Genomic DNA, 19883 nt, shown 5'->3' with positions numbered 1-19883 from the left:
GCATCAAAAGGCGCCTGACACGAGAATTAATGCGCGCGCCCCGCCGCAGGGCGGCTGGCCCCTAGGCCGCCTGCCCCTTGCGCGCCGGTTTCACGCCCGCCCGCGCATGCTGCGCCATGAACGCCTTCATCTTGGGCGCGATCTCTTCGCGGAAGCGGCGGCCATTGAACACGCCGTAATGGCCAACGTCTGGCTGGACATGGTCGAGGCGCATCGTGTCGGGAATGCCGGTGCACAGCGTGTGGGCGGCCTGGGTCTGGCCGATGCCGGAGATATCGTCGTTCTCGCCTTCCACCGTCATCAGGGCGATGTCGGTGATGGCTTCGGGGCGCACGGGGCGCCCGCCCACGGTGAACAGGCCGCGCGCCAGCTTGTGCTCCTGGAACACGTCATGGATGGTCTGGAGGTAGAACTCCTCGGTCAGATCCATCACCGAGAGATACTCGTCATAGAAGGCGCGGTGGCGCTCGGCGCTGTCGCCATCGCCGTCAATCATCTGGTTGAAATAGCGGTAGTGCGCGTCCACGTGCCGCTCATAGTTCATGTTGATGAAGCCGGTGAGCTGCAGAAAGCCCGGATACACCCGGCGCAGCCCGCCGGGATAGAACACCGGTACGGTCTGGATCAGATTGTCCCGGAACCAGGAATACGGGCGCTCTTCGGCCAGCTTGTTGGGCACGGTGGGCGATTTGCGCGCATCGATGGGCGAACCCATGAAGGTCATGGACGCCGGACGCATCGCGTCCTGGTCCTCGGCCATCAGGGCGATGGCGGCCAGCGTCGGCGGGCCGGGCTGGCACACCGCCACGACATGCACGCCCGCGCCGATGGTGCTGATCATCTCGCGCACATAGAGCGTGTAGTCTTCCAGATCGAACCGGCCCTCATTGAGCGCGACCATGCGCGCGTCCGACCAGTCGGTGATGTAGACCTCGGCATCGGGCAGGAAGGCCTGCACCGTGCCGCGCAGCAAGGTGGCGAAATGGCCCGACATGGGCGCGACCAGCAGGACTTTGGGATCGTTCAGCGCGCCGGGCTTCACGCCGCGCGCCTTGGCCAGCGCGCCCGCGTCGCGCTTGAAATGCAAAAGCCGGCAGAACGGTTTGGACCACACCGTCTCGATCTCGACGGGGATCGTCTGCCCCTCCACCACCAGCGGCTCCAGCGCCCATTCAGGCTTGCCGTACTGGCGCGTCAGGCTTTCAAACAGATCCGCCGACGCCGCCATGGCGCGTCCGGCCAGCGTCTCGCCAGCCGGATTGAGCGGATTGCGCAAGGACCGCCGCGTCATGTTGGCGGCGGCGCGCCAGGGCAGCATGGCCGCACGCGACATTTCAAGGAAGGAATAGAACATGGACGCGAACGGGCTCCATTGCGCCGCGGGCCGCGGCCTTAAATAGTCTGGTCTCGATTATGCCGGAGAGGTCTCAAGGAAGGCTTTCAGACGCGCCGCAACAACGGACGGTGCCGAGCCGTGGGGGAAAATCTCCACGAACCGCCCCTCACGGTCCATGAGATAGATGATCGAACTGTGATCCACCGTGTAGTCCGACGACACGCCGTCATCCTCCACCCGGGCAAAAAACACCCTGTAAGCACGTGCAGCATTGCGTACCTGATCCAGCGTTCCCGTCAAGCCCGTGAGGTTTTCCGGAAAGGCGGGCGCGGTGATGTATTGCGCCAGCAATTCGGGCGTATCGCGCTCGGGATCCACGCTGATCAGGATCGGCTGGAACTGCGCCCGCTCGTCCTCGCTCAGCTGCTCCAGTGCCGCGCCCATCACCTGCAGCGAGGCCGGGCACACGTCGGGACAATAGGTGAAACCGAAATAGATCAGCATGGGCCGGCCGGCGAAATCGGCGTCGGTGACCGTCTCGCCGCGATGATTGACCAGGGTGAAGGGCCCGCCCACCTGCGCCTCGCCGCTGGAGCGCACGGGCGCCGGCGCTGGCGGCGCGTCGGGATCGGCGGGTGCCGGACCGCGCAGCAGCGCTGCCCCCACCATCACTGCGGCAGCCAGCAGGGCTGCCGCAAAGGCCACCACCGGAATGAACCAGACCGGGCGTGTCTTGAAACTCATCTTGTCCTCATTCGTCTTGTTGTGCGTCTCTGGTACGCGTGCATCTGCCGGCACGCCGCGAGGGCGGGCGGGTGTTTGCCATCCTAACGCACGGGTGGCCCGTGCGGCCAAGGGTCCGCTTGACGCAGGCCCTGCGCTCCCGCTTGCTGGGCGCTGTTCAGGCCTTGCATGGCCCGCCCGTGTGGCGGTGTCGAGGCGGCGGGGCACCGGCCTCATCCCGCTGCCCGGGTCTTGCCCATGCCGTCCAACAGGAGCGCGCCGCCCATGACTGACAGCTTCAGCCCTGCCCGCGCCGCCATCGGCGCGCCCGACGATCCGGTGGATGGCGGTGATCTGGCGCCGGTATTTGGCCGGGTCCGCCTGCGCACGCTGATCTTCCTGCGCTGGCTGGCAGTGGCGGGCCAGACCGCGACGGTCCTGGGCGTGCATTTCGGTCTGGGGTTCCAGTTGCCGCTGGCCGGCTGCTTTGTGCTGATCGGTGCCAGCGCCGCGCTCAATGCGTTCTTGCCGGTCTTCGTTTCCACCCAGCGCCTGGCGCGTGACGGCGAGGCTTTCGCCCAGCTGGCCTTTGACCTCATTCAGCTGATGGCGCTGCTGGCCCTCACCGGGGGTCTGGCCAATCCGTTTGCCGTGATGATTGTCGGCCCGGTGGTGATCTCTGTGGCCGCCCTGCCGGCCCGCTGGTGGCTGTCGCTGGGGGCGCTGGCGCTGGCGGGCACCAGCGGGCTGGCGGTCTGGCATCTGCCCCTGCCCTGGTTGCCCGGCGAGGTCTTCGCCTTGCCGCCGCTCTACCTGGCCGCCACGGGGCTGGCGCTGGTCATCGCCATCGCCTTTACCGCCATCTATGCTTGGCGCGTGGCGGGCGAGGCGCGCCGCATGGGCGCGGCGCTGGCGGCGACCCAAGGCGTGCTGGCGCGCGAGCAGCGCCTGTCGGCGCTGGGTGCCCTGGCGGCCGCCGCCGCCCACGAGCTGGGCACACCGCTGGCCACCATCCAGCTCACCGCCAAGGAAATGCTGCGCGCGGCCACCGATCCCGAACTGAAAGAGGATGCCGAACTGCTGGTCTCCCAGGCCCAGCGCTGCCGCGAAATCCTCCAGCGCCTGTCCCAGATGCGCGATGCGGGCGACCGCATGCATGACCGGCTGGGCCTGAGCGAAGCCATGGAGGAGGCCGCCGCGCCGCTGCAGGGCGTGGGCGCGCCCATTTCCGTGCGCCTGTCGGCCCCGCTGGGGGAGGCGCGCGCCCCGGTGCTGCGCCGCCGGGTGGAGCTGATCTATGCGCTGGGCAATTTCATCGAAAACGCCGTGGACTTCGCCGATACGCGCGTCATCGTCACCGGCGCCTGGACGGCGCGCCATGTCAGCTTCACCGTGGAAGATGACGGGCCGGGCTTCCCGCCCGACATTCTGGCCAAGCTGGGCGAGCCCTATGTCACCACCCGCCAGGCCGAACCGGGTCATGGGGGGCTGGGTCTGGGCGTGTTCATCGCCATGACCCTGGCCCAGCGGGTCCAGGGCAAGGTGACCCTGTCCAACGCGCCGGGCGGCGGCGCGCGGGTGGAGATCACCCTGCCGCGCAGCGGCCTGGAAATCGAGGATTGAGGCGCAGGCGCAAGCCTTGTGCGGCGTTTTCACCACAAAGCCTTCGAAATCGGGTGCATATCGTCTAGTTAAGTCCCCAGACTGTTTTGTTCTGGCTGGAGACCCACGCCCCATGTCTGATCTGGTTTTGCCGGACGACGCCACCTTGCTCCTCGTCGATGATGACGCGCCCTTCCTCAACCGGCTCAGCCGCGCCATGACCGCGCGCGGCTTTGACGTCACCGCCGTGGGCAGCGTGGCCGAGGCCAAGGCCCGCGCGCGCAGCGCCCCGCCCGCCTTCGCAGTGGTGGACCTGCGCCTGGACGACGGCGACGGGCTGGACGTGGTGCGCACGCTTTACGCCGAGCGGCCCGATTGCCGCGTGGTGATGCTCACCGGCTACGGCAATATCGCCACCGCTGTGGCGGCGGTGAAATCGGGCGCCATTGATTATCTGTCCAAACCCGCCGACGCCGACGATGTGGTCAAGGCGCTGCTGGCCCTGCCCGACACCAAGCCCGAACCGCCGGAAAACCCGATGAGCGCCGACCGCGTGCGCTGGGAGCATATTCAGCGCGTGTTCGAGCTGTGCGACCACAATGTCTCCGAAACCGCCCGCCGCCTGAACATGCATCGCCGCACCCTGCAGCGCATCCTGGCCAAGCGGGCACCGCGCTAGCGCCGCCGCCCCGCGCGCCTGGGGCCGGCCGGGTCCGGACGAATCATCTGCACGGCTCGAACTTGAGGCTGGGCTATCCCGGTCTGATCGGGTACGAAAAAGCGGTCACAGCAGGCTGGAGACAGGGCTGCCGGCGCGGCGGCTGCGTGCGCAGCGGATTGGATCCGAGATGAAATCGAACAAGGCCCCCTCCATTCTCGCCCAGGACATTGTGATCATCGGGTCCATCGCGTCTGCGGGCGAAGTTCAGATCGACGGCCGGGTGGAAGGCGATGTCAGGGCCGGGTCCCTGATGATCGGTCAGAACGCTGTGGTGAAAGGCGATATCATCGCTGACACCCTGGCCGTTCATGGCCGTATCGAGGGCGTGGTGCAGGCGCGCAGCGTCGTGCTGGTGCCGCCGGCCTCGGTCCAGGGCGAGATTTCATACGATACGCTGACCATCCAGGGCGGGGCTGTCATGGACGGTGTGTGCCGGCGCGGATTTGATCCGGCGGCGCTGGACACGCCTGGCTCCGGCAGCGGCGGCCAGCTGCGCACAGGGCGCACCGGGCCGGATGTGCCGCCGCTGCGCCCTGTCTTGCTGGGCTTGCAGACACGGCCAAAGGACGGGCCCGGCCAAACCATCTGACAGGCCTGCATCCCGCGCGGCCCGTGCCGGCGTGCGCGAATGCTGTTTTGCCGTCCGTTCCGGCTTGAAGTCATCGCCCGGAGACGAGTAGGGTGAATCACCAAGTCATTAGAGTGCGGGGTCGTTTATGAGCAATGCGTCATCTTCCAAGCCTGGCAAGTCCGGCATTCCCGAGAGCGATGTGGAGTTGTCGTTCTTCATGGGCGAGAAATGCTCTGTAGAGGGTGCCACGCTTGACGTGGACGGTGCCGCGCGCATCGACGGCCAGTTCAGCGGCAAGCTGCGCGCGCTGCACCTGATCGTGGGTGAGCAGGGGCGTGTCGCCGGCGACATCTCCAGCGAGACCGCCGACATCATGGGCAGCGTGGAAGATACGTTGATCCTGTCGGGCAAGCTGATCATCCGTGAGGCGGGCCGCATTGAAGGCACGATCACCTACGGATCGCTGGAAGCCCACGAGGGCGCCCAGCTGATCGGCCAGATCAACACCCAGGGCCGCGCCAAGCGCACCGAAGGCGTATCCTCGCTGAGCAATCTGCAGGTCGCCATCGCCCAGGCGGCGTCCCAACCCGAACCCGAATCCGACCGGGAAGCCGAGCACGAAGACCCGAAGACCGACAAGAGCGACGGGCCCAACAGCTAGGTGGGGCCGTTTTACCGATCTGTTGACACCAGGCGAGCCCGGGAACCCGTCGTGACCTGCACCACCGTGATGTTTGCAAACGCAAAGGGTGGTGCCGGGAAAAGCACGATTGCCTTCCTCAGCGCCCTGCACTTTGCCGCAACCCATCACCGGCGCGTGTGCGTGGTCGATTTCGACCGTCTGCGCACCACCTACAACGCCGTGCGCCGATTCGCCGGATCGGGTGTCCAGTCCTTCTATCTCGCAGACGAGTATGGCGAGGGGCACAAGGTTGCGCCCGATGCCGTGCGCGCCGCGATCGACACCTGCCGGGCCGGCACCGACACCCTGTTCGTCGACACGCCGGCCGGTTTTCCCGCCGGCACCATGGTTCCGGCCATTGCGCCTGACATGATCTTTGTTCCGGTCTCGCTGTCGGATGCCGACATCATGGCCACCCAGGCCTATCTGCCCGAGCTGGACAGCGCAGCGTCCCAGCTGGCCGAGCTGACCGGCGTGCGGCCCCGCATCGTGATCGTGCCCAACCAGGTGTTCGGCGATGACGACACCCGGCGCCTGCGCGATATTTTCCGCGGCCGCTCCATCCAGATCGCTCCGGCGCTGCCCTTTTCGCGCACCTTGCGCGACGTTTTCCATTTCGAACCGGGCGATACCAATATCGCCTCGGTGTTCCGCGAAGACCGCGGCTTCTTCCAATGGATCTCGACCGAGATCGCCGCCCTCCATCAGGCCCGCTGACCCCGGCACGCCCGGTGCCGGACCAGGGGCGCATGCGCGGCCCGGTTGGCGCAAACTCGCGACTGCGGCTAGCCTTCACATGGCTCAAGGACCGCAAGGGCCGGGCTTTGAGCTTCGCCGACATCCAGGATTACCAGCGCATCATCAAGGTGCTCAGCGAGACAGACCGCATCATGGGCGAGATTGAATTGCCGCTGCCGGGGGCGGCCTGACCGGTCCCTCAAATGAGTCCCGGCGGGGCGTTTCGGCGCGCCGCTGGCGCGGCCGGACCTGAAAAGCGCGCTTTTGACTCCTTGCCGGGCCGCCATGACCTCCGTGCGCGTCTGTTGTGACTCCGAAACCGGGGCGTTTGACCCCTGAAAACAGCGATAATCCCCCGCGCCCCTGGCGCCCCGTGCGTCCCGTGTCCCCGGGGTGGGGGTGCGCGCTATCCACGCCGGGCCTTGTGCTCGCATGGGGGATAGATCGGGTGGGGCGGGCCGGCGTGCGCGCCGGCGTCCCGCCTGAAGCGGGTGCAGCGCCCGTTGCGCGGCCCCGGGCCGCCCGGGGCGCGGCCATGTCCCGGTCACGGCCGGTCATGTCCCCACGGCGGCCGCTCATGTCCCCTCACGGCGCGGTCATGTCACGCAATACGGGCTGTCGGACCCGCGCTATCCCCGCCTCTGTCCCCGCCCGTCAGACGCGTCCCCGAGGCCCGCCGGGCCTTTGCCTAGAGCGCGCGCAGGGCGCGCTCGGCGGCGCAGCGGGCAAACCGCAGGGTCAGCGCCTTGCGCCGGGCGGGGGCGAGCGGCTGGACCGGGCTGTCGCGCACCACCGCGCCGCCGAACGGATCGGCGATGATAAGCCCGCAGGCCTGCGGCAGGATCGAGGCTGGAAAGCGTTGCGAAACAGCAAAATAGAACCGGTCGCACCAGGCGAAATAATCGGGATATTTGGCGTCGGCGCGAAAGTCCGCCAGGCCCGATTTGATCTCCACGATCACAATCTCGCCCTTGCGGCCCAGCCCCGCCAGATCGGCCCTTCGCCCGCAGGGCAGGGTAAACTCAGGAATCGCCGACACGCCCAGATCGGCCAGCAGGCGCGCCGCCCCGCGGGCCAGGGCGCGGGCATCGTCAATCGCCGGGTTTCCGGCCCGCGCCAAAGCCTTGCGGGCGCGCGCCTCCGCACTGTCAGGGGCGCTGTCCGGGGCGCTGCCATGGGTTTCGGATACGGCCATAGCCGCCATCATGTTCACCTTTTATTCGCAGCGCAAGGGCGAATTTCGGGCTCGACACCGGCCTCGTCACGCTCTTACCTGCCATACCATGACGCACGCTGATGACGCCCCGCCTGCCCCCATGACGGCCTTGGCCGGCCCGGCCGCCGCCTTCGCCCCGGCCTGCGCGCCCTCGGGCCAGGATTTCCTGGCCATCGCCGAAGACGCGTTTGCCGGCCTGCCGGAGGCGTTCCGGGCCATGTGCCGGAATGTTGTCATTCAAATCACTGATTTTGCAGACGAAGAGACGCTTCGCCATTTTGAGATGGAGAGCCCGTACGAGCTGACGGGCCTCTATCACGGCGTCGATCTGACCCATAAATCCATTGCCGACCCCCAGGGCGGGCCGGACCATGTCTTCCTCTACCGCCTGCCCATCCTGATGGAGTGGTGCGAGCGCGGCGATGTCACCCTGCGCGAGCTGATCGCCCATGTCCTGGTGCACGAGATCGGCCATCATTTCGGCCTGTCCGATGCGGCCATGCACGCTATTGAGGACACGGCAAGCGACTGAGTTTAAAAGCCTTGCCCACTCGGCGCGCGACCCGTGCGTGCCGTGGGCCACAAACCGGCTGCGCCCGGGCCCCGGCCCGTCAACGCCGTCTTTACTGCCGCCGGGCCATACTCCGGCCAATCGAGGAGCGCCCGCCCATGGAAGTCATCGGTGACGTCACGCTGATGGTGGCCGCTATCGCCATGGCCGGCCTGTTCTGGCTGGTGACCTGGCGGCTCAAGCGGCTTCAGGACCGGGCGCGCCTGTTCCTGATCGGCCAGCTGGGCGTGGCCCTGTCGGCCTCGATGGACGCCAGCAAGCATTTCGCCGGTGCCGTTTATGACCGGATCGGCCTCACCGTCAGCGCGCTCGATCTAATGGTCTATTCGGGCTACACGCTCAGCATCGTGTTGCTGATTTACGGTTTTCTGCGCTGGATCCCGCTCATCAACCGGCTCGACCAGGAAGTGACCGCCCGCAGCATTGCCGAAGCCGGGCTGCAGAGCGCGCTGGAGCGCTCGCGCCAGTTCAATACCGGGCTGGAATCGCTGGGCCGCGCCCACATGGTCGAGCGCTGGTCTGCCGAGCGTCTGATGGCCGAAGCGGCCGAGCGGCTGAGCCGGCTGCTGGATGTGTGCCGCGTCGGCGTCTGGCGTCTGGACGAAGACGGTCAGGGCCTGACCTGCCTGCACATGTTCGATGCCCGCACCGGTGCCATGGCTGCCGGCCAGCGCGTCGAGCGGGACCTCAACCCGGCCTATTTCGATGCGATCCAGACCGGCCGCACCGTGTGTGTGGAGGATGCCTGGTCGGACCCCGTGACCGCCGCCTTCGGCCAGGACTATCTGACCCCGCTGGGTGTGCGCGCCTTGCTGGATGCACCGATCCGCACCGGGCGCGGCGTGCGCGGCGTGTTGTGCTGCGAACATGTGGGCGAGACCCGGGCCTGGACCCCGGAGGAAGTCTCGCTGGCAGCCTCGGTGGCGCAATACATCGCGGTGTCGGAACTGGCTGACAATGCCGAGACCTTGGCCCAGGAGCTGAAAACCGCGCTGGTGGAGGCGCGCAGCGCCAGTGCCGCCAAATCGGCCTTCCTGGCCAATATGTCCCATGAGCTGCGCACGCCGCTCAATGGCGTGCTGGGCATGGCCCAGGCGCTCGCCGGGCCGCATCTGGGCTATGCTGACCAGGAGAAGGTCGGGACGATCATCGAATCCGGCCAGCAATTGCTCGGCGTGCTCAATGATGTGCTGGATCTGTCCAAGATCGAGGCCGGGCGCGTGGACATCATCCCTGAACCCGTCGATCCGGGCGCGCTGGTCAGCGCCACGTGCGATCTGTTCCGCGCCGGGGCGCTGGCCAAGGGGCTGCGGCTGGACTGTGATCTGGAAACCCTGCCGGCCAGCGTGCAGCTCGATCCGGTGCGCGTGCGCCAATGCCTGTCGAACCTCATCGCCAATGCCGTGAAATTCACCAGCGCCGGATCGGTCCATGTGGCCGCGCGCGCCGTGCCGGCTGGCACAGAGGGCTGGCGCCTCGAGATGGCTGTCACCGATACCGGCCCGGGCATCTCTCCAGAGGTGCAGGCGCGCCTGTTCCAGCGCTTCAGCCAAGCCGACGGCTCCTCCGCCCGCCGCCATGGCGGTGCCGGCCTGGGCCTTGTTATTGCACGTGAACTGGCCCGGCGGATGGGCGGGGACGTGATCATCGACAGTACGCCCGGCACCGGATCGCGCTTCGTCTTCTCCTTCCTTGCCGCCGCCGGCAGCGGCCTGCTGACCGCCAGCCAAGCCCAGTCCGACCATCGCGTGCTGTACGGGACGTCAGTCCTGCTGGTCGATGACAATGCGACCAACCGCCTCGTCGCGCGGGCTTTCCTGGAATCCGCAGGGGCCTTGGTGACCGAGGCGGACAGCGGGGGTGCCGCGCTGGACCTGTTCACGGCGGGCCATTTCGATCTTGTCCTCCTCGATGCCCACATGCCGGTGATGGGCGGCCAAGAGACCTTGCAACGCCTGCGCGAACTGCCCGGCGGCGATGTGCCGGTGATCGCGCTGACGGCCGATGCGATGCAGGGCGATGAAGCCCGCTACCGCGCCATGGGCATGGACGGCTATGTCGCGAAGCCGGTGAGCAAGGACGTGCTGCTATCCGCCTGCGCCCGGCTGGTCGCGCCCTCCGCGACCGAAACCCGCGCCGCCAGCTAGGTCCGGGCCGGTCTATCCGGCTCCTTGCGCTGTGCCCGCCTCGATGCGGAAATGCTGTGCGCCCGCGCCAAAGGCAGCGAACAGCGACGCCTCCACACCCGTCAGCCAGGCCTGGGCCTCCAGCGTCAGGATCGCTTCGGCGAGACCTTCGCGCCGGGCGGCGTCGAGATGGGCGCAGGCTTCGTCGAGAATCAGCACGGGCGCTGCCCCCAGGCTCCTGCGGACCGCGCCGGCCTGGGCCAGCGCCAGTCCCAGAACCAGCGCTTTTTGCTCACCCGTGGAGCAGTCTGCGGCCGGCTGGTTCTTGCCACGGTGGCGCGCCGCCAGTTCCGTGCGATGGGGGCCGGTCAGCGCGCGTCCCGCCGCGCCGTCCCGGCGCCGTGCGGCTTTCAGGGTGACGGCAAACCAGTCTTCGGCCTCACCGGCTTTCATTCCCTCGGCCAGACGCGCCTCCAGCACGCCATCCAGCGCAAGATCGGCCTTGGGAAACGCGTTGTCTGGGCGGGCGTCAATTTCGGCCTGCAGACGCGCCAGTGCGTCCAGCCGGGCAGCGGCCAGGGCGACGCCGTGCTGGGCCATCTCCGCTTCCAGCGCATCCAGCCAGGCCGGATCGACGCGGCCACCGTGCTGCAGCCGGTCCAGCAGGCGCTGGCGCTCGCGCTGGGCCTTGTCATAGGCCGTGGCCGCCGCCGCATGGTCGGGCGCGCCGGCCAGCACAAGCCGGTCGAGGAATTTCAGCCGGTCAGCCCGTGGTCCGGCCCACAGCCGGTCCTCGCGCGGGGTCAGCCACACCATGGGAAACAGCCGGGCCAGATCGCTCTGCGTGGCCGCCGCGCCATCGAGCCGCGTGCGCCGCCTTGAGGGTTCGGCCGGGTCGGAGCCGGTCGCAAGGCTGACCGCGCCATCACGCGTCATGGCCTCGGCATACACAGCCCAGACGGGGGACGGGACGCCCCCCGTCTTCATGCGCACGGCATCGGCTCCGGCGGCGCGCACGCCGCGCCCCGGACCCAGAAAGCTCACCGCCTCGACCAGATTGGTCTTGCCTGCGCCGTTGGGGCCGAACAGGGCAACAGGGCGCGCATCCAGCGTCAGATCGAGCTGGGCGTAGTTGCGAAACCCGGTCAGTTTCAGCCGCGTGACCGCCGGGCTGCCGTCTGCAGGATGAGGGCGGGGCGCGCCGATCACACCCGCAGCGGCATCAGAACATATTCGGCGTCGGGATCGCCGGAGTCGGTCACCCGGGTGGGCGAACCGGAATCAGCAAACTCGAATACGGCTTCATCGCCCTCGATCTGCCCGGCCACGTCCAGCAGATAGCGCGCATTGAAGCCGATGGAGATAGCCTCGGCGCTGTAGTCCGCCGACAACTCCTCGCTGGCCGCGCCGCTTTCAGGGTTATTGACCGTCAGCACCAGCTGGCCGTCAGACAAGGCGAGCTTCACCGAGCGGGACTTCTCCTGGCTGATGGTGGCCACGCGGTCCACGGCCTGGGCGAACGGGGCGCGGTCGACGCGCAGGATCTTGTCATTGCCGCGCGGAATGACCCGCTCATAATCGGGGAAGGACCCGTCAATGAGCTTGGACGTCAGCACCGCTGCGCCCAGCTGGAAGCGGATCTTCCCGTCGGACACCGAGACATTGACGTCGCCGTCCAGGTCTTCCAGAAGGCGGCGCAATTCCTGGATCGGCTTGCGCGGGACGATCACGGCAGGCATGCCCGCCGCGCCGTCGGGCAGATCGGTTTCGGCCAGGGCGAGGCGGTGACCGTCGGTGGCCACGGCGCGCAGGGTCTTGCGACCGTTGCGCTCGGCGGCATGCATGTGGATGCCGTTGAGATAGTAACGTGTTTCTTCAGTGGAGATGGCAAAGCGGGTCTTGTCGATCAGCCGCGCCATTTCGCGCGCCGGGCAGGCGAACGTCACCGCAAGATCCTCGCTGGGCATCACCGGGAAATCACCCGGCGGCAGAACCGGCAGGTTGAAGCGTGAGCGCCCGGCCGAGAGCGTCATGCGCGGGTCTTCCCCGCCCAGTTCCAGCGTCACCTGCGAGCCTTCCGGCAGCTTGCGCGCGATCTCATACAGCGTATGGGCCGGCGCTGTGACCACGCCGGGCCGTTCGGTGCGCGCCTCGGCCTCCTCCACGATCTCCATGTCGAGATCGGTCGCGGTGAAGCGCACAAACCCCTCCTCGGCCTTGACCAGCACATTGGACAGGATCGGAATGGTATTGCGGCGCTCCACCACCGCCTGGACGTGTCCGAGCGATTTGAGCAGGGCAGCCCGTTCGATGATCAGCTTCATGTCTCGCCTCAATTGCGCAGGGCGAATCGACCGGATCAGAATCGCCTGAATATGAGAAGCCACCTTAAACCAAAAAAAACCACAGCAAGAAGGGGCCTGTTGCGCATGACAGGATGCAAAAAGCCCCGGCTGCAGTTGCAGCCGGGGCTTTCCGGTCAGTCGGCGCGGGTGGGCGCGCCCTAGTCTTCGTCGGCAGCCAGTTCGGCACCGGTCTCCTGATCGAGCACTTTCATCGCCAGCTTGAACTTGCCGCGATCATCCATGCCCATCAGCTTGACCCAGACCTGCTGGCCTTCCGACACCACGTCGGACGGATGGTTCACGCGCTCGGACTTCATCTGGGAGACGTGCACCAGCCCGTCCTTGGCCCCGAAGAAGTTCACGAAGGCGCCGAAATCGACCACCTTGACCACCTTGCCCTTGTAGACCTTGCCCACTTCCGGCTCGGCCGTCAGGGAGTACACCCAGTCGCGCGCTGCATCGATGGCACCCTGGTCCACGGCGGAAATCTTGATCAGGCCATCATCGTTGACGTCCAGCTTGGCGCCGGTTTCTTCAACGATCTGGCGGATCACCTTGCCGCCCGTGCCGATCACGTCACGGATCTTGTCGGTCGGGATCTGCATGGTCTCGATCTTGGGCGCGTGCGCCGCCAGACCCGAGCGGCTGGAGCCCAGCGCCTTGGTCATTTCATCCAGGATATGCGCACGTCCCGCTTTGGCCTGTTCCAGCGCGGTGTGCATGATGTCCTGGGTGATGCCGGCGATCTTGATGTCCATCTGCAGCGAGGTGATGCCCATCTCGGTGCCGGCCACCTTGAAGTCCATGTCGCCCAGGTGATCTTCGTCACCCAGGATGTCGGACAGGACGGCCACGCCTTCAGGGTCCTTGATCAGGCCCATGGCGATACCGGAGACCGGACGGCTGATCGGCACGCCCGCATCCATCAGCGCCAGCGATCCGCCGCACACCGTCGCCATGGAGGACGAGCCGTTGGACTCGGTGATCTCCGAAACCAGGCGGATGGTGTAGGGGAATTGCTCGGCGGTCGGCATGACGGCGTGGAGCGCGCGCCAGGCCAGCTTGCCGTGACCGATCTCGCGCCGGCCCGGGGCCAGGCGGAAGCTGGTCTCGCCCACAGAATAGGGCGGGAAGTTGTAGTGCAGCATGAAGCGCTCTTTGTAGGTACCTGTGAGCGCGTCAATGAACTGCTCATCCTCGCCCGTTCCCAGCGTGGTCACACACAGCGCTTGCGTTTCGCCGCGGGTGAACAGGGCCGATCCGTGGGTGCGCGGCAGAATGCCGGCTTCCGACACAATCGGGCGGACCTGATCGAGCTTGCGGCCATCGATACGCTTGCCGGTCTTGATGATCGACCCGCGCACTACCGAGGCTTCCACGCTTTTCAGCACGTCCTTGAGGACGCTGCCCGGCACGCCATCGGGACGCTCGTCGCTGGCGGCCAGCATGTCGAGCACTTTGGCCTTGGCACCGGAAAGCGCCGCAACGCGCTCGGTCTTGTTGGTGATCGTGTAGGCTTTCTCGATATCCTTGGCGATCAGCTTGCGGACCTGGGCCTCGATGCCGGAATGATCTTCCGGGGTGAAGTCCCACGGGTCTTTCGCGGCGCGCTCGGCCAGACGGATGATCGCCTCGATCACCGGCTGGAAGCTCTCATGGCCGGCCATCACGGCGCCGAGCATGATCTCTTCGGACAGCTCTTTGGCTTCGGATTCCACCATCATCACGGCGTCGGCCGTGCCGGCGACCACCAGATCGAGGGCGCTGTCTTCCAGCTCCACAACGCTCGGGTTGATGACGTATTCGCCGTCGATATAGCCCACGCGTGCCGCGCCGATCGGGCCCAGGAAGGGCAGACCGGACAGGCAAAGCGCGGCCGAGGCGGCCACCATGCCCAGCACATCGGGATCATTTTCCAGATCGTGCGACAGCACGGTGATCATCACCTGGGTGTCGTTCTTGAAGCCTTTGGGGAAAAGCGGGCGGATCGGCCGGTCGATGAGGCGCGAGGTCAGCGTCTCTTTATCGGTGGGGCGGCCTTCGCGCTTGAAGAAGCCGCCCGGGATCTTGCCGGCGGCGAAGTATTTTTCCTGGTAATTCACGGTGAGCGGGAAGAAATCCATCCCCGGCTTCACCTCTTTCATGGCCACGGCTGTGGCCAGAACGGTGGTCTCGCCATAGGTGGCGAGCACGGCACCCGTGGCCTGACGTGCCATGCGGCCCGTTTCCAGGGTGAGTGTGCGGCCCGCCCATTCGATCGTTTCAGTCTGTATATCGAACATGATTTTCCATTCGTACGTACGTGAGACCTGCACCGGATTGCGCAGGCCTTGGATATGGAAACGCCGGCTCGCCTCCTGGCGGCCGGCGTTTCGTCTGGCCCGCCTAGCGGCGAAGGCCCAGCTTCTGGACGATCGCCGTGTAGCGATCGCGCTCCGTATTCGCGAGGTAATCGAGAAGACGGCGGCGCTGCGACACCATTTTCAGGAGGCCGCGGCGTGAGTGATTGTCTTTCTTGTGGGTCTTGAAGTGGCCGGTCAGGTTCGCGATCCGCTCGGTGAGCACGGCGATCTGGACTTCGGCAGACCCGGTGTCGTTTTCAGTCCGGCCATGCTCTTTGATCAGCTCGGCCTTGCGTTCAATCGTAATCGACATCGTCTATCTGGGCTCCTGTTCCCATTGAAACACGCGCACCGGGGAAAGCTTCCCCGCGCGCGCCTCGCCGATCGCAACTGCCCGGTCACGCCCCATTGCCACAACGGCCTTCGAATAGTCCTTTCCCCCGATATCGCGGGGGCGTCGAAGGTCGCGCAGCTCTGAAGCTCGCCGGGGAGGCAGCACGATCGGCCGTCCTTGCCTCAACTGAAATGCCTCGTCCTCGGTCACGGCCAGGGCCGGGATGTCGTCCAGCGCGGTCTCGACCGGTTTGAGGGCTTCCAGCGCGGCGTGTCTATGCACCAAATCCTTCAGCGCGTCCAGTGTGACGGCCTCCGCCGCCGTGAATGCACCGACCTGCATACGCCGCAGCGCGGCGACATGGCCCTCGGCCCCCAGCGCTGCAGCCAGATCACGCGCCAGGCCGCGCACATAGGCGCCCTTGCCGCAGCGCATTTCGATCACGCACAGATCCTCGGATGGTGCGTCCACCAGGGTCAGGCCATCAATCCGGATCGGACGGGCCTTGAGCTCAACGGTCTCGCCGGCCCGCGCCAGATCATAGGCGCGTTCGCCATCCACCTTCACGGCTGAAAACTGCGGTGGCACCTGTTCGATATCGCCGACAAAGGCCTCAAGGGCGGCACGCACGGCCTCGGGCGGCGGGCGCACATCGCTCTCGGCCATGACATCGCCCTCGGCGTCCTGGGTGGTGGTCGACTGACCCCAGCGCAGGGTGAAGCGATAGGTCTTGCCTGCCTCCTGGGCGAACGGCACGGTCTTGGTGGCCTCACCCAGAGCAATCGGCAGCACGCCCGAGGCCAGCGGGTCCAGCGTCCCGGCATGGCCGGCTTTCTGGGCATTGAACAGGCGGCGCACCACGGACACGGCCTGGGTGGAGGTCATGTCCAGCGGCTTGTCGAGCACCACCCAGCCATGAACCGCGTCGCCCTTCTTGCGCCGTCCCATCAATCACTCTCCGGGCCGGACAGGTCGCGCTTGACGCCGGGCCGCGACAGCATCTCGTTGACCTCCACCGCGTCATCAAAGCGGCTGTCGGCCTCGAACCGAAGCTTGGGGGTGAACCGCATCTCTACCCGCCGGCCCAGCTCCTTCTGCAGGAAGCCCGCCGCCTTGTTCAGGGCCGCGGCCACAGCCTCGGGGTCGGCCACGGTCAGGCCGGAGACATAGACCGTTGCGTGCCGCAGATCGGGGCTGACGCGCGCTTCGCTGATGGTCACGGGCACGCCTGTCAGGGCCGGCTCGCGCACATGGCCTTCCAGCAGGATGTCGGCAACCGCGCGGCGCACAAGCTCGCCCGCACGCAGCTGGCGTTGGGATTGCGCTTTCATAGAAAAAACCTCTCTGCGGCCAGATCCGCCGGACTTGAACCGGGCGGACCCTCTTCGCGTAAGGGGGCGGGATGTACAGGGGCGGCCGCGCGAAAGCAAGGCACCCGCCTGCCGCTGCAGACCAGATCAGATCGTGTGTGATGCGTCAGGCGTCGGGTGAAACGTCGCCAGGCCCTTTGAACTGCTCGATCAGCGCATCGATCGCCAGGCGCACCTCCTGAACGATTTCAGGGGCGGGGGTTAGGGCCTCAACAGCGATGGTGACGGCGTATTCGGGCCCGATCTGCCAAGCGCCCGCCGCGAGCAGGCCCGCCGCGCCTATGCCAAGCACCAGTTTCATGACCGCCTCCCCAGGCTGTTACCGGGGAATCCTAACATTAACGCGATGTAACAAACAAGGCGAAATCGGGGCAGGTCAGCCCGTCCGGCTGGCACCATCACGGCTCGCGCTCATGGCGGCGCAGGCGCGCGTCAGGGCCTCCAGCGCCTCGCGCACGCTGGTTTCCATGATGGCAGCGCTGGCCTCCACGCGCGCGGCGGCGTCGGGCAGCGATGCGGTGGCCGTCTCGATCCGCCCGGCCGCAGTCTCGAAGCGGTCGCCCGCCGCGCGGGTGATCTGCTCCAGCTCTTCGCGGAACGCGCCCAGCGCCGCCCGTTCGCGGTCAGCCGCATCGGGGATCGCCCGGGCAATCGCGCGCATTTCAGAGCGGAAGGCGGTCAGTTCGCCGGCGATGTCCGGCCCGCTGGGGCGCGCAGGCAGCTCAACAAGGCTGTCCAGATTGATGAGCGGCGCGCCAGCCTCAAGGCCGGGGCCTGCGTCCACATCCCAGACATCGCCTGTATCGGCGTCATACACTCCGGCCGGCTGCGCGTGCGGACCGCGCTCGATCAGCCAGACCGTGTCATCATCGGTCCCGAACAGCGTGACGCCCAGCGCTTGGGCGGCGTCATGCACCGCGTCGCACTCGGCTTCTGGCGCCGCCAGCGCCCAGGTCAGCGGTCCCAGCCGGGCGTAGCGTCCTGCTTCAGGCCCGCGCTGCGCCAGAAAACGGGCTGTGAACAGATCGATCTGGTTTGCCAGAGCGGCCGGATCAGCGGCCTGCGGCGGGCGCAGCTGCAAGAGGAAGCCTGCCTCGTCCGGCCCGGCATCCATATCGTCGATCCCGGCCTGATGCATGAAAGGCTCCTGATAGGCGAATCGCGCGGCCTGTCCGGCGCGCCGTGCGCGACACCTGAAACCCGCGGCGCTTAGGGAAGCGTTAAGATGCTGGCTAAACCCCTGTGGAGCCGAACCCGCCCGCGCCGCGCTGGGTCTCGTCCAGTTCATCCACCGGCGACCAGACGATTTGTGTGACCGGCGCGATGATCATCTGCGCAATGCGCTCGCCGCGCCGCACGATGAAGGGCTCAGGCCCGTGATTGATCAGATTGACCCGGATCTCGCCGCGATAGTCCGCGTCCACCGTGCCCGGCGTGTTGAGGCAGGTGACGGCAAATTTCGCCGCCAGCCCGGAACGCGGCCGCACCTGCGCCTCATAGCCGTCGGGCAGGGCGATGCAGATACCTGTGGGGATCAGGCGCCATTCGCGCGGCGGTATGGTCACCGGCGCCTCTTCGGCCACGGCGGCGGGCAGGTCCAGCCCCGCCGAACCCGGCGTCTGATAGGCGGGCAGGTCCAGCCCTTTGAAATGATCCAGTGTCCGGACGCGCAGCTGCATGGGCGGAAATCCTGATTGTGATGCGTGCCTAACCGTTAATCCGGTTTGGCGCGGATCGAAAAGGGTTTCCGCTCAGAGGTAATAGGTCCAGTTGATCATGCCATGCAGCAGCACCGGCGCGAGATAGCGCAACAAAGGACGCCGCCACAGTGCAATCATGACCAGTCCAAACACGCTGTGGCCTGCCCAATGTATTAAAAAGTGCACGGGCGCAGCGATGATCACATAGGTTTCAGGACCAAGGCCAATATCGGAGTGATCGGGCAGGGTGTCCGTATTGATCATCCGCACCAGCCGGTTCATCTCGAACAGGGCGAACAACAGCCCGGTATAGACAGCCGCGCGCCAGTTTGGCGCAAGGCCCGGCTTGCGGCCGCGCAACACGTAGAGGCGCACAAGCTCTTCAGCCAGCGGCGTGAAAGCGACGGACATGACAATCGGGGGCAAACCAATGGCATGAACGCCCAGGGCAATGTGCAGGAAGATAATGATCGCCAATAGAAACCGCAGCACTAACGGACGCCGTGTGGGGCTGGCGCTTGGTAGTATAATCGCCAGCCCCACACCTGAAGCAAAAACCAGCGATACCGGAAGCCAAATCATTGAGCTCATCAACCAACTTCCGAAGGCGCTATCTGGCTGCGATGCCTCCAAATGATTCTCAGTAGGGGCACCCAATGCCACAACGGGGGTACCCGCCTGACTCTTGAAGATCCTTAACGTCTTCGTTCCAGTCGAAGTCTGAACCTTCAGAACCCATTACGGTTGCCACGCCCTGATAGATAAGACGATCACGAATGGCTCGGCCAATAGCGCGTACGACCGTGCCGATCCTGCCACCATGAACGAGTTCGATCTCGTCGAGTGAGAGTTCAACGATACCATTGCTTCTCGTTTCCTGCCCTCTATAGCGGTGCTCCCATGCTTGGCACGGGATATAAATTTGCCGCTATGGGGAATAAATCACAACCTTCGAATCGAGGCATTTCAGGCACTCTTGCTGATTCCGCCCGTCAGCCGTCCTGCTGGTCCTGATAATGGCGGGCCAGTGCCGCCTCGCCGGCGTCAAACCCCTCCAGCACGGCGGTGATCGCCGTGACGTCGGCCTCGCTGAGCTCGCCCTCATGAAGCTGCACGGCGTACTGGTTTCCCTCCCGCAGGCTCAGCGAGATCATCGTCGTGCCATCGCCTTCGCCCGAGCGCACATACAGCGACAGGCCGTGATGAAGGAGCTCGAAATCCTTTTCACGGAACTCCGGCGCAGGCCGCTGGCACAGCACGGCGATCGCGTCCTCGCCCACGGGCGGACGCGCCATAAGTTCGGGGCCGGCGGCGGCGTCGGTGACGGAATAGCCCTCCAGCAGCTCGGTTTCGCCGGCACCATTAAGGCTATAGCACTGGGCGGAAGCGGCGCTGGCGGCGGCAAGGGACAGGGCGGCGCAAGACAAAAGCGTTTTCATGGGTCGCAAGGCTCCGATGGCTGAGTTCAGGCCCTGTCAGCCTAACAAGCCGGACGTGCACGGTGCA

22 protein-coding genes are annotated in these 19883 nt (G+C 66.3%); 8 read left to right on the top strand and 14 right to left on the bottom strand.

Annotated features, from left to right (window positions below; all coding sequences use genetic code 11):
• Positions 1–61: 61 nt before the first annotated feature.
• Both phaZ and L2D00_10180 read right to left on the bottom strand, forming a co-directional pair.
• The gene (gene phaZ, locus L2D00_10185; GenBank protein WBQ12210.1) at positions 62–1354 is read right to left on the bottom strand and encodes a polyhydroxyalkanoate depolymerase; all 1293 of its coding nucleotides are present in this window, start codon (positions 1352–1354) and stop codon (positions 62–64) included.
• A 57-nt stretch (positions 1355–1411) separates the two neighbouring features.
• The gene (locus L2D00_10180) at positions 1412–2080 is read right to left on the bottom strand and encodes an SCO family protein (protein WBQ12209.1); all 669 of its coding nucleotides are present in this window, start codon (positions 2078–2080) and stop codon (positions 1412–1414) included.
• A 264-nt stretch (positions 2081–2344) separates the two neighbouring features.
• Between L2D00_10180 and L2D00_10175 the strand changes: the two genes are divergently transcribed.
• The 6 genes from L2D00_10175 (at position 2345) to L2D00_10150 (ending at position 6564) form a co-directional block, all read left to right on the top strand.
• Complete coding sequence (locus L2D00_10175; GenBank protein WBQ12208.1) at positions 2345–3682, top strand: ActS/PrrB/RegB family redox-sensitive histidine kinase; 1338 nt, start codon at positions 2345–2347, stop codon at positions 3680–3682.
• 112 nt (positions 3683–3794) lie between these two features.
• A complete protein-coding gene (locus L2D00_10170; GenBank protein ID WBQ12207.1) occupies positions 3795–4340 on the top strand; it encodes an ActR/PrrA/RegA family redox response regulator transcription factor in 546 nt (181 codons plus the stop codon).
• Between the two features lie 169 nt (positions 4341–4509).
• A complete protein-coding gene (locus L2D00_10165; protein ID WBQ12206.1) occupies positions 4510–4971 on the top strand; it encodes a polymer-forming cytoskeletal protein in 462 nt (153 codons plus the stop codon).
• A gap of 127 nt (positions 4972–5098) precedes the next feature.
• Positions 5099–5614: a polymer-forming cytoskeletal protein gene (locus tag L2D00_10160; protein WBQ12205.1), complete on the top strand. Its 516-nt coding sequence runs from the start codon at positions 5099–5101 to the stop codon at positions 5612–5614.
• Between the two features lie 51 nt (positions 5615–5665).
• Entirely contained in the window at positions 5666–6352 is a 687-nt protein-coding gene (locus L2D00_10155; protein WBQ12204.1) for a ParA family protein, read from the top strand.
• A gap of 32 nt (positions 6353–6384) precedes the next feature.
• Positions 6385–6564 carry a hypothetical protein gene (locus L2D00_10150; protein WBQ12203.1) on the top strand — a complete coding sequence of 60 codons (180 nt, stop codon included), beginning with the start codon at positions 6385–6387 and terminating at the stop codon, positions 6562–6564.
• Positions 6565–7061: 497 nt separating this feature from the next.
• Here the strand turns inward: L2D00_10150 and L2D00_10145 are convergent, their stop codons facing one another.
• A complete protein-coding gene (locus tag L2D00_10145; protein WBQ12202.1) occupies positions 7062–7568 on the bottom strand; it encodes an MmcB family DNA repair protein in 507 nt (168 codons plus the stop codon).
• Positions 7569–7656: 88 nt separating this feature from the next.
• On the opposite strand from L2D00_10145, the gene L2D00_10140 reads away from it, so the two are divergent.
• Together L2D00_10140 and L2D00_10135 are read left to right on the top strand one after the other, a co-directional pair.
• On the top strand, positions 7657–8121 hold the full coding sequence (locus tag L2D00_10140) for a metallopeptidase family protein (protein ID WBQ12201.1): 465 nt from the start codon (positions 7657–7659) through the stop codon (positions 8119–8121).
• Between the two features lie 137 nt (positions 8122–8258).
• Positions 8259–10307, top strand: a complete 2049-nt coding sequence (locus tag L2D00_10135) for an ATP-binding protein (GenBank protein ID WBQ12200.1) — start codon at positions 8259–8261, stop codon at positions 10305–10307.
• Positions 10308–10319: 12 nt separating this feature from the next.
• Here the strand turns inward: L2D00_10135 and recF are convergent, their stop codons facing one another.
• From recF to L2D00_10080, 11 genes are all read right to left on the bottom strand, one after another.
• Positions 10320–11495: a DNA replication/repair protein RecF gene (gene recF, locus L2D00_10130; protein WBQ12199.1), complete on the bottom strand. Its 1176-nt coding sequence runs from the start codon at positions 11493–11495 to the stop codon at positions 10320–10322.
• Complete coding sequence (dnaN, locus tag L2D00_10125) at positions 11492–12610, bottom strand: DNA polymerase III subunit beta (GenBank protein WBQ12198.1); 1119 nt, start codon at positions 12608–12610, stop codon at positions 11492–11494. The genes recF and dnaN overlap by 4 nt, the downstream gene beginning before the upstream one ends.
• Positions 12611–12789: 179 nt before the next feature.
• On the bottom strand, positions 12790–14913 hold the full coding sequence (gene pnp / locus L2D00_10120; protein WBQ12197.1) for a polyribonucleotide nucleotidyltransferase: 2124 nt from the start codon (positions 14911–14913) through the stop codon (positions 12790–12792).
• Positions 14914–15016: 103 nt separating this feature from the next.
• Positions 15017–15286 carry a 30S ribosomal protein S15 gene (gene rpsO / locus L2D00_10115; protein WBQ12196.1) on the bottom strand — a complete coding sequence of 90 codons (270 nt, stop codon included), beginning with the start codon at positions 15284–15286 and terminating at the stop codon, positions 15017–15019.
• A gap of 3 nt (positions 15287–15289) precedes the next feature.
• Positions 15290–16255 (bottom strand): tRNA pseudouridine(55) synthase TruB, encoded by a 966-nt coding sequence (truB, locus tag L2D00_10110; protein WBQ12195.1) that lies wholly within the window; start codon positions 16253–16255, stop codon positions 15290–15292.
• Positions 16255–16638 (bottom strand): 30S ribosome-binding factor RbfA, encoded by a 384-nt coding sequence (gene rbfA, locus L2D00_10105; GenBank protein WBQ12194.1) that lies wholly within the window; start codon positions 16636–16638, stop codon positions 16255–16257. The genes truB and rbfA overlap by 1 nt, the downstream gene beginning before the upstream one ends.
• Before the next feature lie 145 nt (positions 16639–16783).
• Positions 16784–16978 carry a hypothetical protein gene (locus tag L2D00_10100; protein ID WBQ12193.1) on the bottom strand — a complete coding sequence of 65 codons (195 nt, stop codon included), beginning with the start codon at positions 16976–16978 and terminating at the stop codon, positions 16784–16786.
• Positions 16979–17053: 75 nt separating this feature from the next.
• Complete coding sequence (locus L2D00_10095) at positions 17054–17815, bottom strand: hypothetical protein (protein WBQ12192.1); 762 nt, start codon at positions 17813–17815, stop codon at positions 17054–17056.
• A 94-nt stretch (positions 17816–17909) separates the two neighbouring features.
• Positions 17910–18356 (bottom strand): dUTP diphosphatase, encoded by a 447-nt coding sequence (gene dut / locus L2D00_10090; protein ID WBQ12191.1) that lies wholly within the window; start codon positions 18354–18356, stop codon positions 17910–17912.
• Between the two features lie 72 nt (positions 18357–18428).
• Positions 18429–18968 carry a hypothetical protein gene (locus L2D00_10085; protein WBQ12190.1) on the bottom strand — a complete coding sequence of 180 codons (540 nt, stop codon included), beginning with the start codon at positions 18966–18968 and terminating at the stop codon, positions 18429–18431.
• Between the two features lie 401 nt (positions 18969–19369).
• Positions 19370–19816 (bottom strand): hypothetical protein, encoded by a 447-nt coding sequence (locus L2D00_10080; protein ID WBQ12189.1) that lies wholly within the window; start codon positions 19814–19816, stop codon positions 19370–19372.
• Positions 19817–19883: the final 67 nt, after the last annotated feature.

Source organism: Hyphomonadaceae bacterium BL14, from assembly GCA_027627705.1.
Classification (GTDB): Bacteria; Pseudomonadota; Alphaproteobacteria; order Caulobacterales; family Maricaulaceae; genus Oceanicaulis.
This window is presented reverse-complemented; position numbering and strand designations above follow the sequence as displayed.

Bases quoted from the DNA above. Each gene is read 5' to 3' on its own strand.
- L2D00_10095 (WBQ12192.1), bottom strand. From the start codon at position 17,815: ATGCATCAGGCCGGGATCGACGATATGGATGCCGGGCCGGACGAGGCA.
- L2D00_10150 (WBQ12203.1), top strand. From the start codon at position 6,385: ATGCGCGGCCCGGTTGGCGCAAACTCGCGACTGCGGCTAGCCTTCACA.
- dnaN (WBQ12198.1), bottom strand. From the start codon at position 12,610: ATGAAGCTGATCATCGAACGGGCTGCCCTGCTCAAATCGCTCGGACAC.
- L2D00_10175 (WBQ12208.1), top strand. From the start codon at position 2,345: ATGACTGACAGCTTCAGCCCTGCCCGCGCCGCCATCGGCGCGCCCGAC.
- dut (WBQ12191.1), bottom strand. From the start codon at position 18,356: ATGCAGCTGCGCGTCCGGACACTGGATCATTTCAAAGGGCTGGACCTG.
- rpsO (WBQ12196.1), bottom strand. From the start codon at position 15,286: ATGTCGATTACGATTGAACGCAAGGCCGAGCTGATCAAAGAGCATGGC.
- L2D00_10160 (WBQ12205.1), top strand. From the start codon at position 5,099: ATGAGCAATGCGTCATCTTCCAAGCCTGGCAAGTCCGGCATTCCCGAG.
- L2D00_10100 (WBQ12193.1), bottom strand. From the start codon at position 16,978: ATGAAACTGGTGCTTGGCATAGGCGCGGCGGGCCTGCTCGCGGCGGGC.
- pnp (WBQ12197.1), bottom strand. From the start codon at position 14,913: ATGTTCGATATACAGACTGAAACGATCGAATGGGCGGGCCGCACACTC.
- L2D00_10080 (WBQ12189.1), bottom strand. From the start codon at position 19,816: ATGAAAACGCTTTTGTCTTGCGCCGCCCTGTCCCTTGCCGCCGCCAGC.
- L2D00_10170 (WBQ12207.1), top strand. From the start codon at position 3,795: ATGTCTGATCTGGTTTTGCCGGACGACGCCACCTTGCTCCTCGTCGAT.
- L2D00_10085 (WBQ12190.1), bottom strand. From the start codon at position 18,968: ATGAGCTCAATGATTTGGCTTCCGGTATCGCTGGTTTTTGCTTCAGGT.
- L2D00_10165 (WBQ12206.1), top strand. From the start codon at position 4,510: ATGAAATCGAACAAGGCCCCCTCCATTCTCGCCCAGGACATTGTGATC.
- L2D00_10140 (WBQ12201.1), top strand. From the start codon at position 7,657: ATGACGCACGCTGATGACGCCCCGCCTGCCCCCATGACGGCCTTGGCC.
- rbfA (WBQ12194.1), bottom strand. From the start codon at position 16,638: ATGAAAGCGCAATCCCAACGCCAGCTGCGTGCGGGCGAGCTTGTGCGC.
- truB (WBQ12195.1), bottom strand. From the start codon at position 16,255: ATGGGACGGCGCAAGAAGGGCGACGCGGTTCATGGCTGGGTGGTGCTC.
- L2D00_10145 (WBQ12202.1), bottom strand. From the start codon at position 7,568: ATGGCCGTATCCGAAACCCATGGCAGCGCCCCGGACAGCGCCCCTGAC.
- L2D00_10135 (WBQ12200.1), top strand. From the start codon at position 8,259: ATGGAAGTCATCGGTGACGTCACGCTGATGGTGGCCGCTATCGCCATG.
- L2D00_10180 (WBQ12209.1), bottom strand. From the start codon at position 2,080: ATGAGTTTCAAGACACGCCCGGTCTGGTTCATTCCGGTGGTGGCCTTT.
- phaZ (WBQ12210.1), bottom strand. From the start codon at position 1,354: ATGTTCTATTCCTTCCTTGAAATGTCGCGTGCGGCCATGCTGCCCTGG.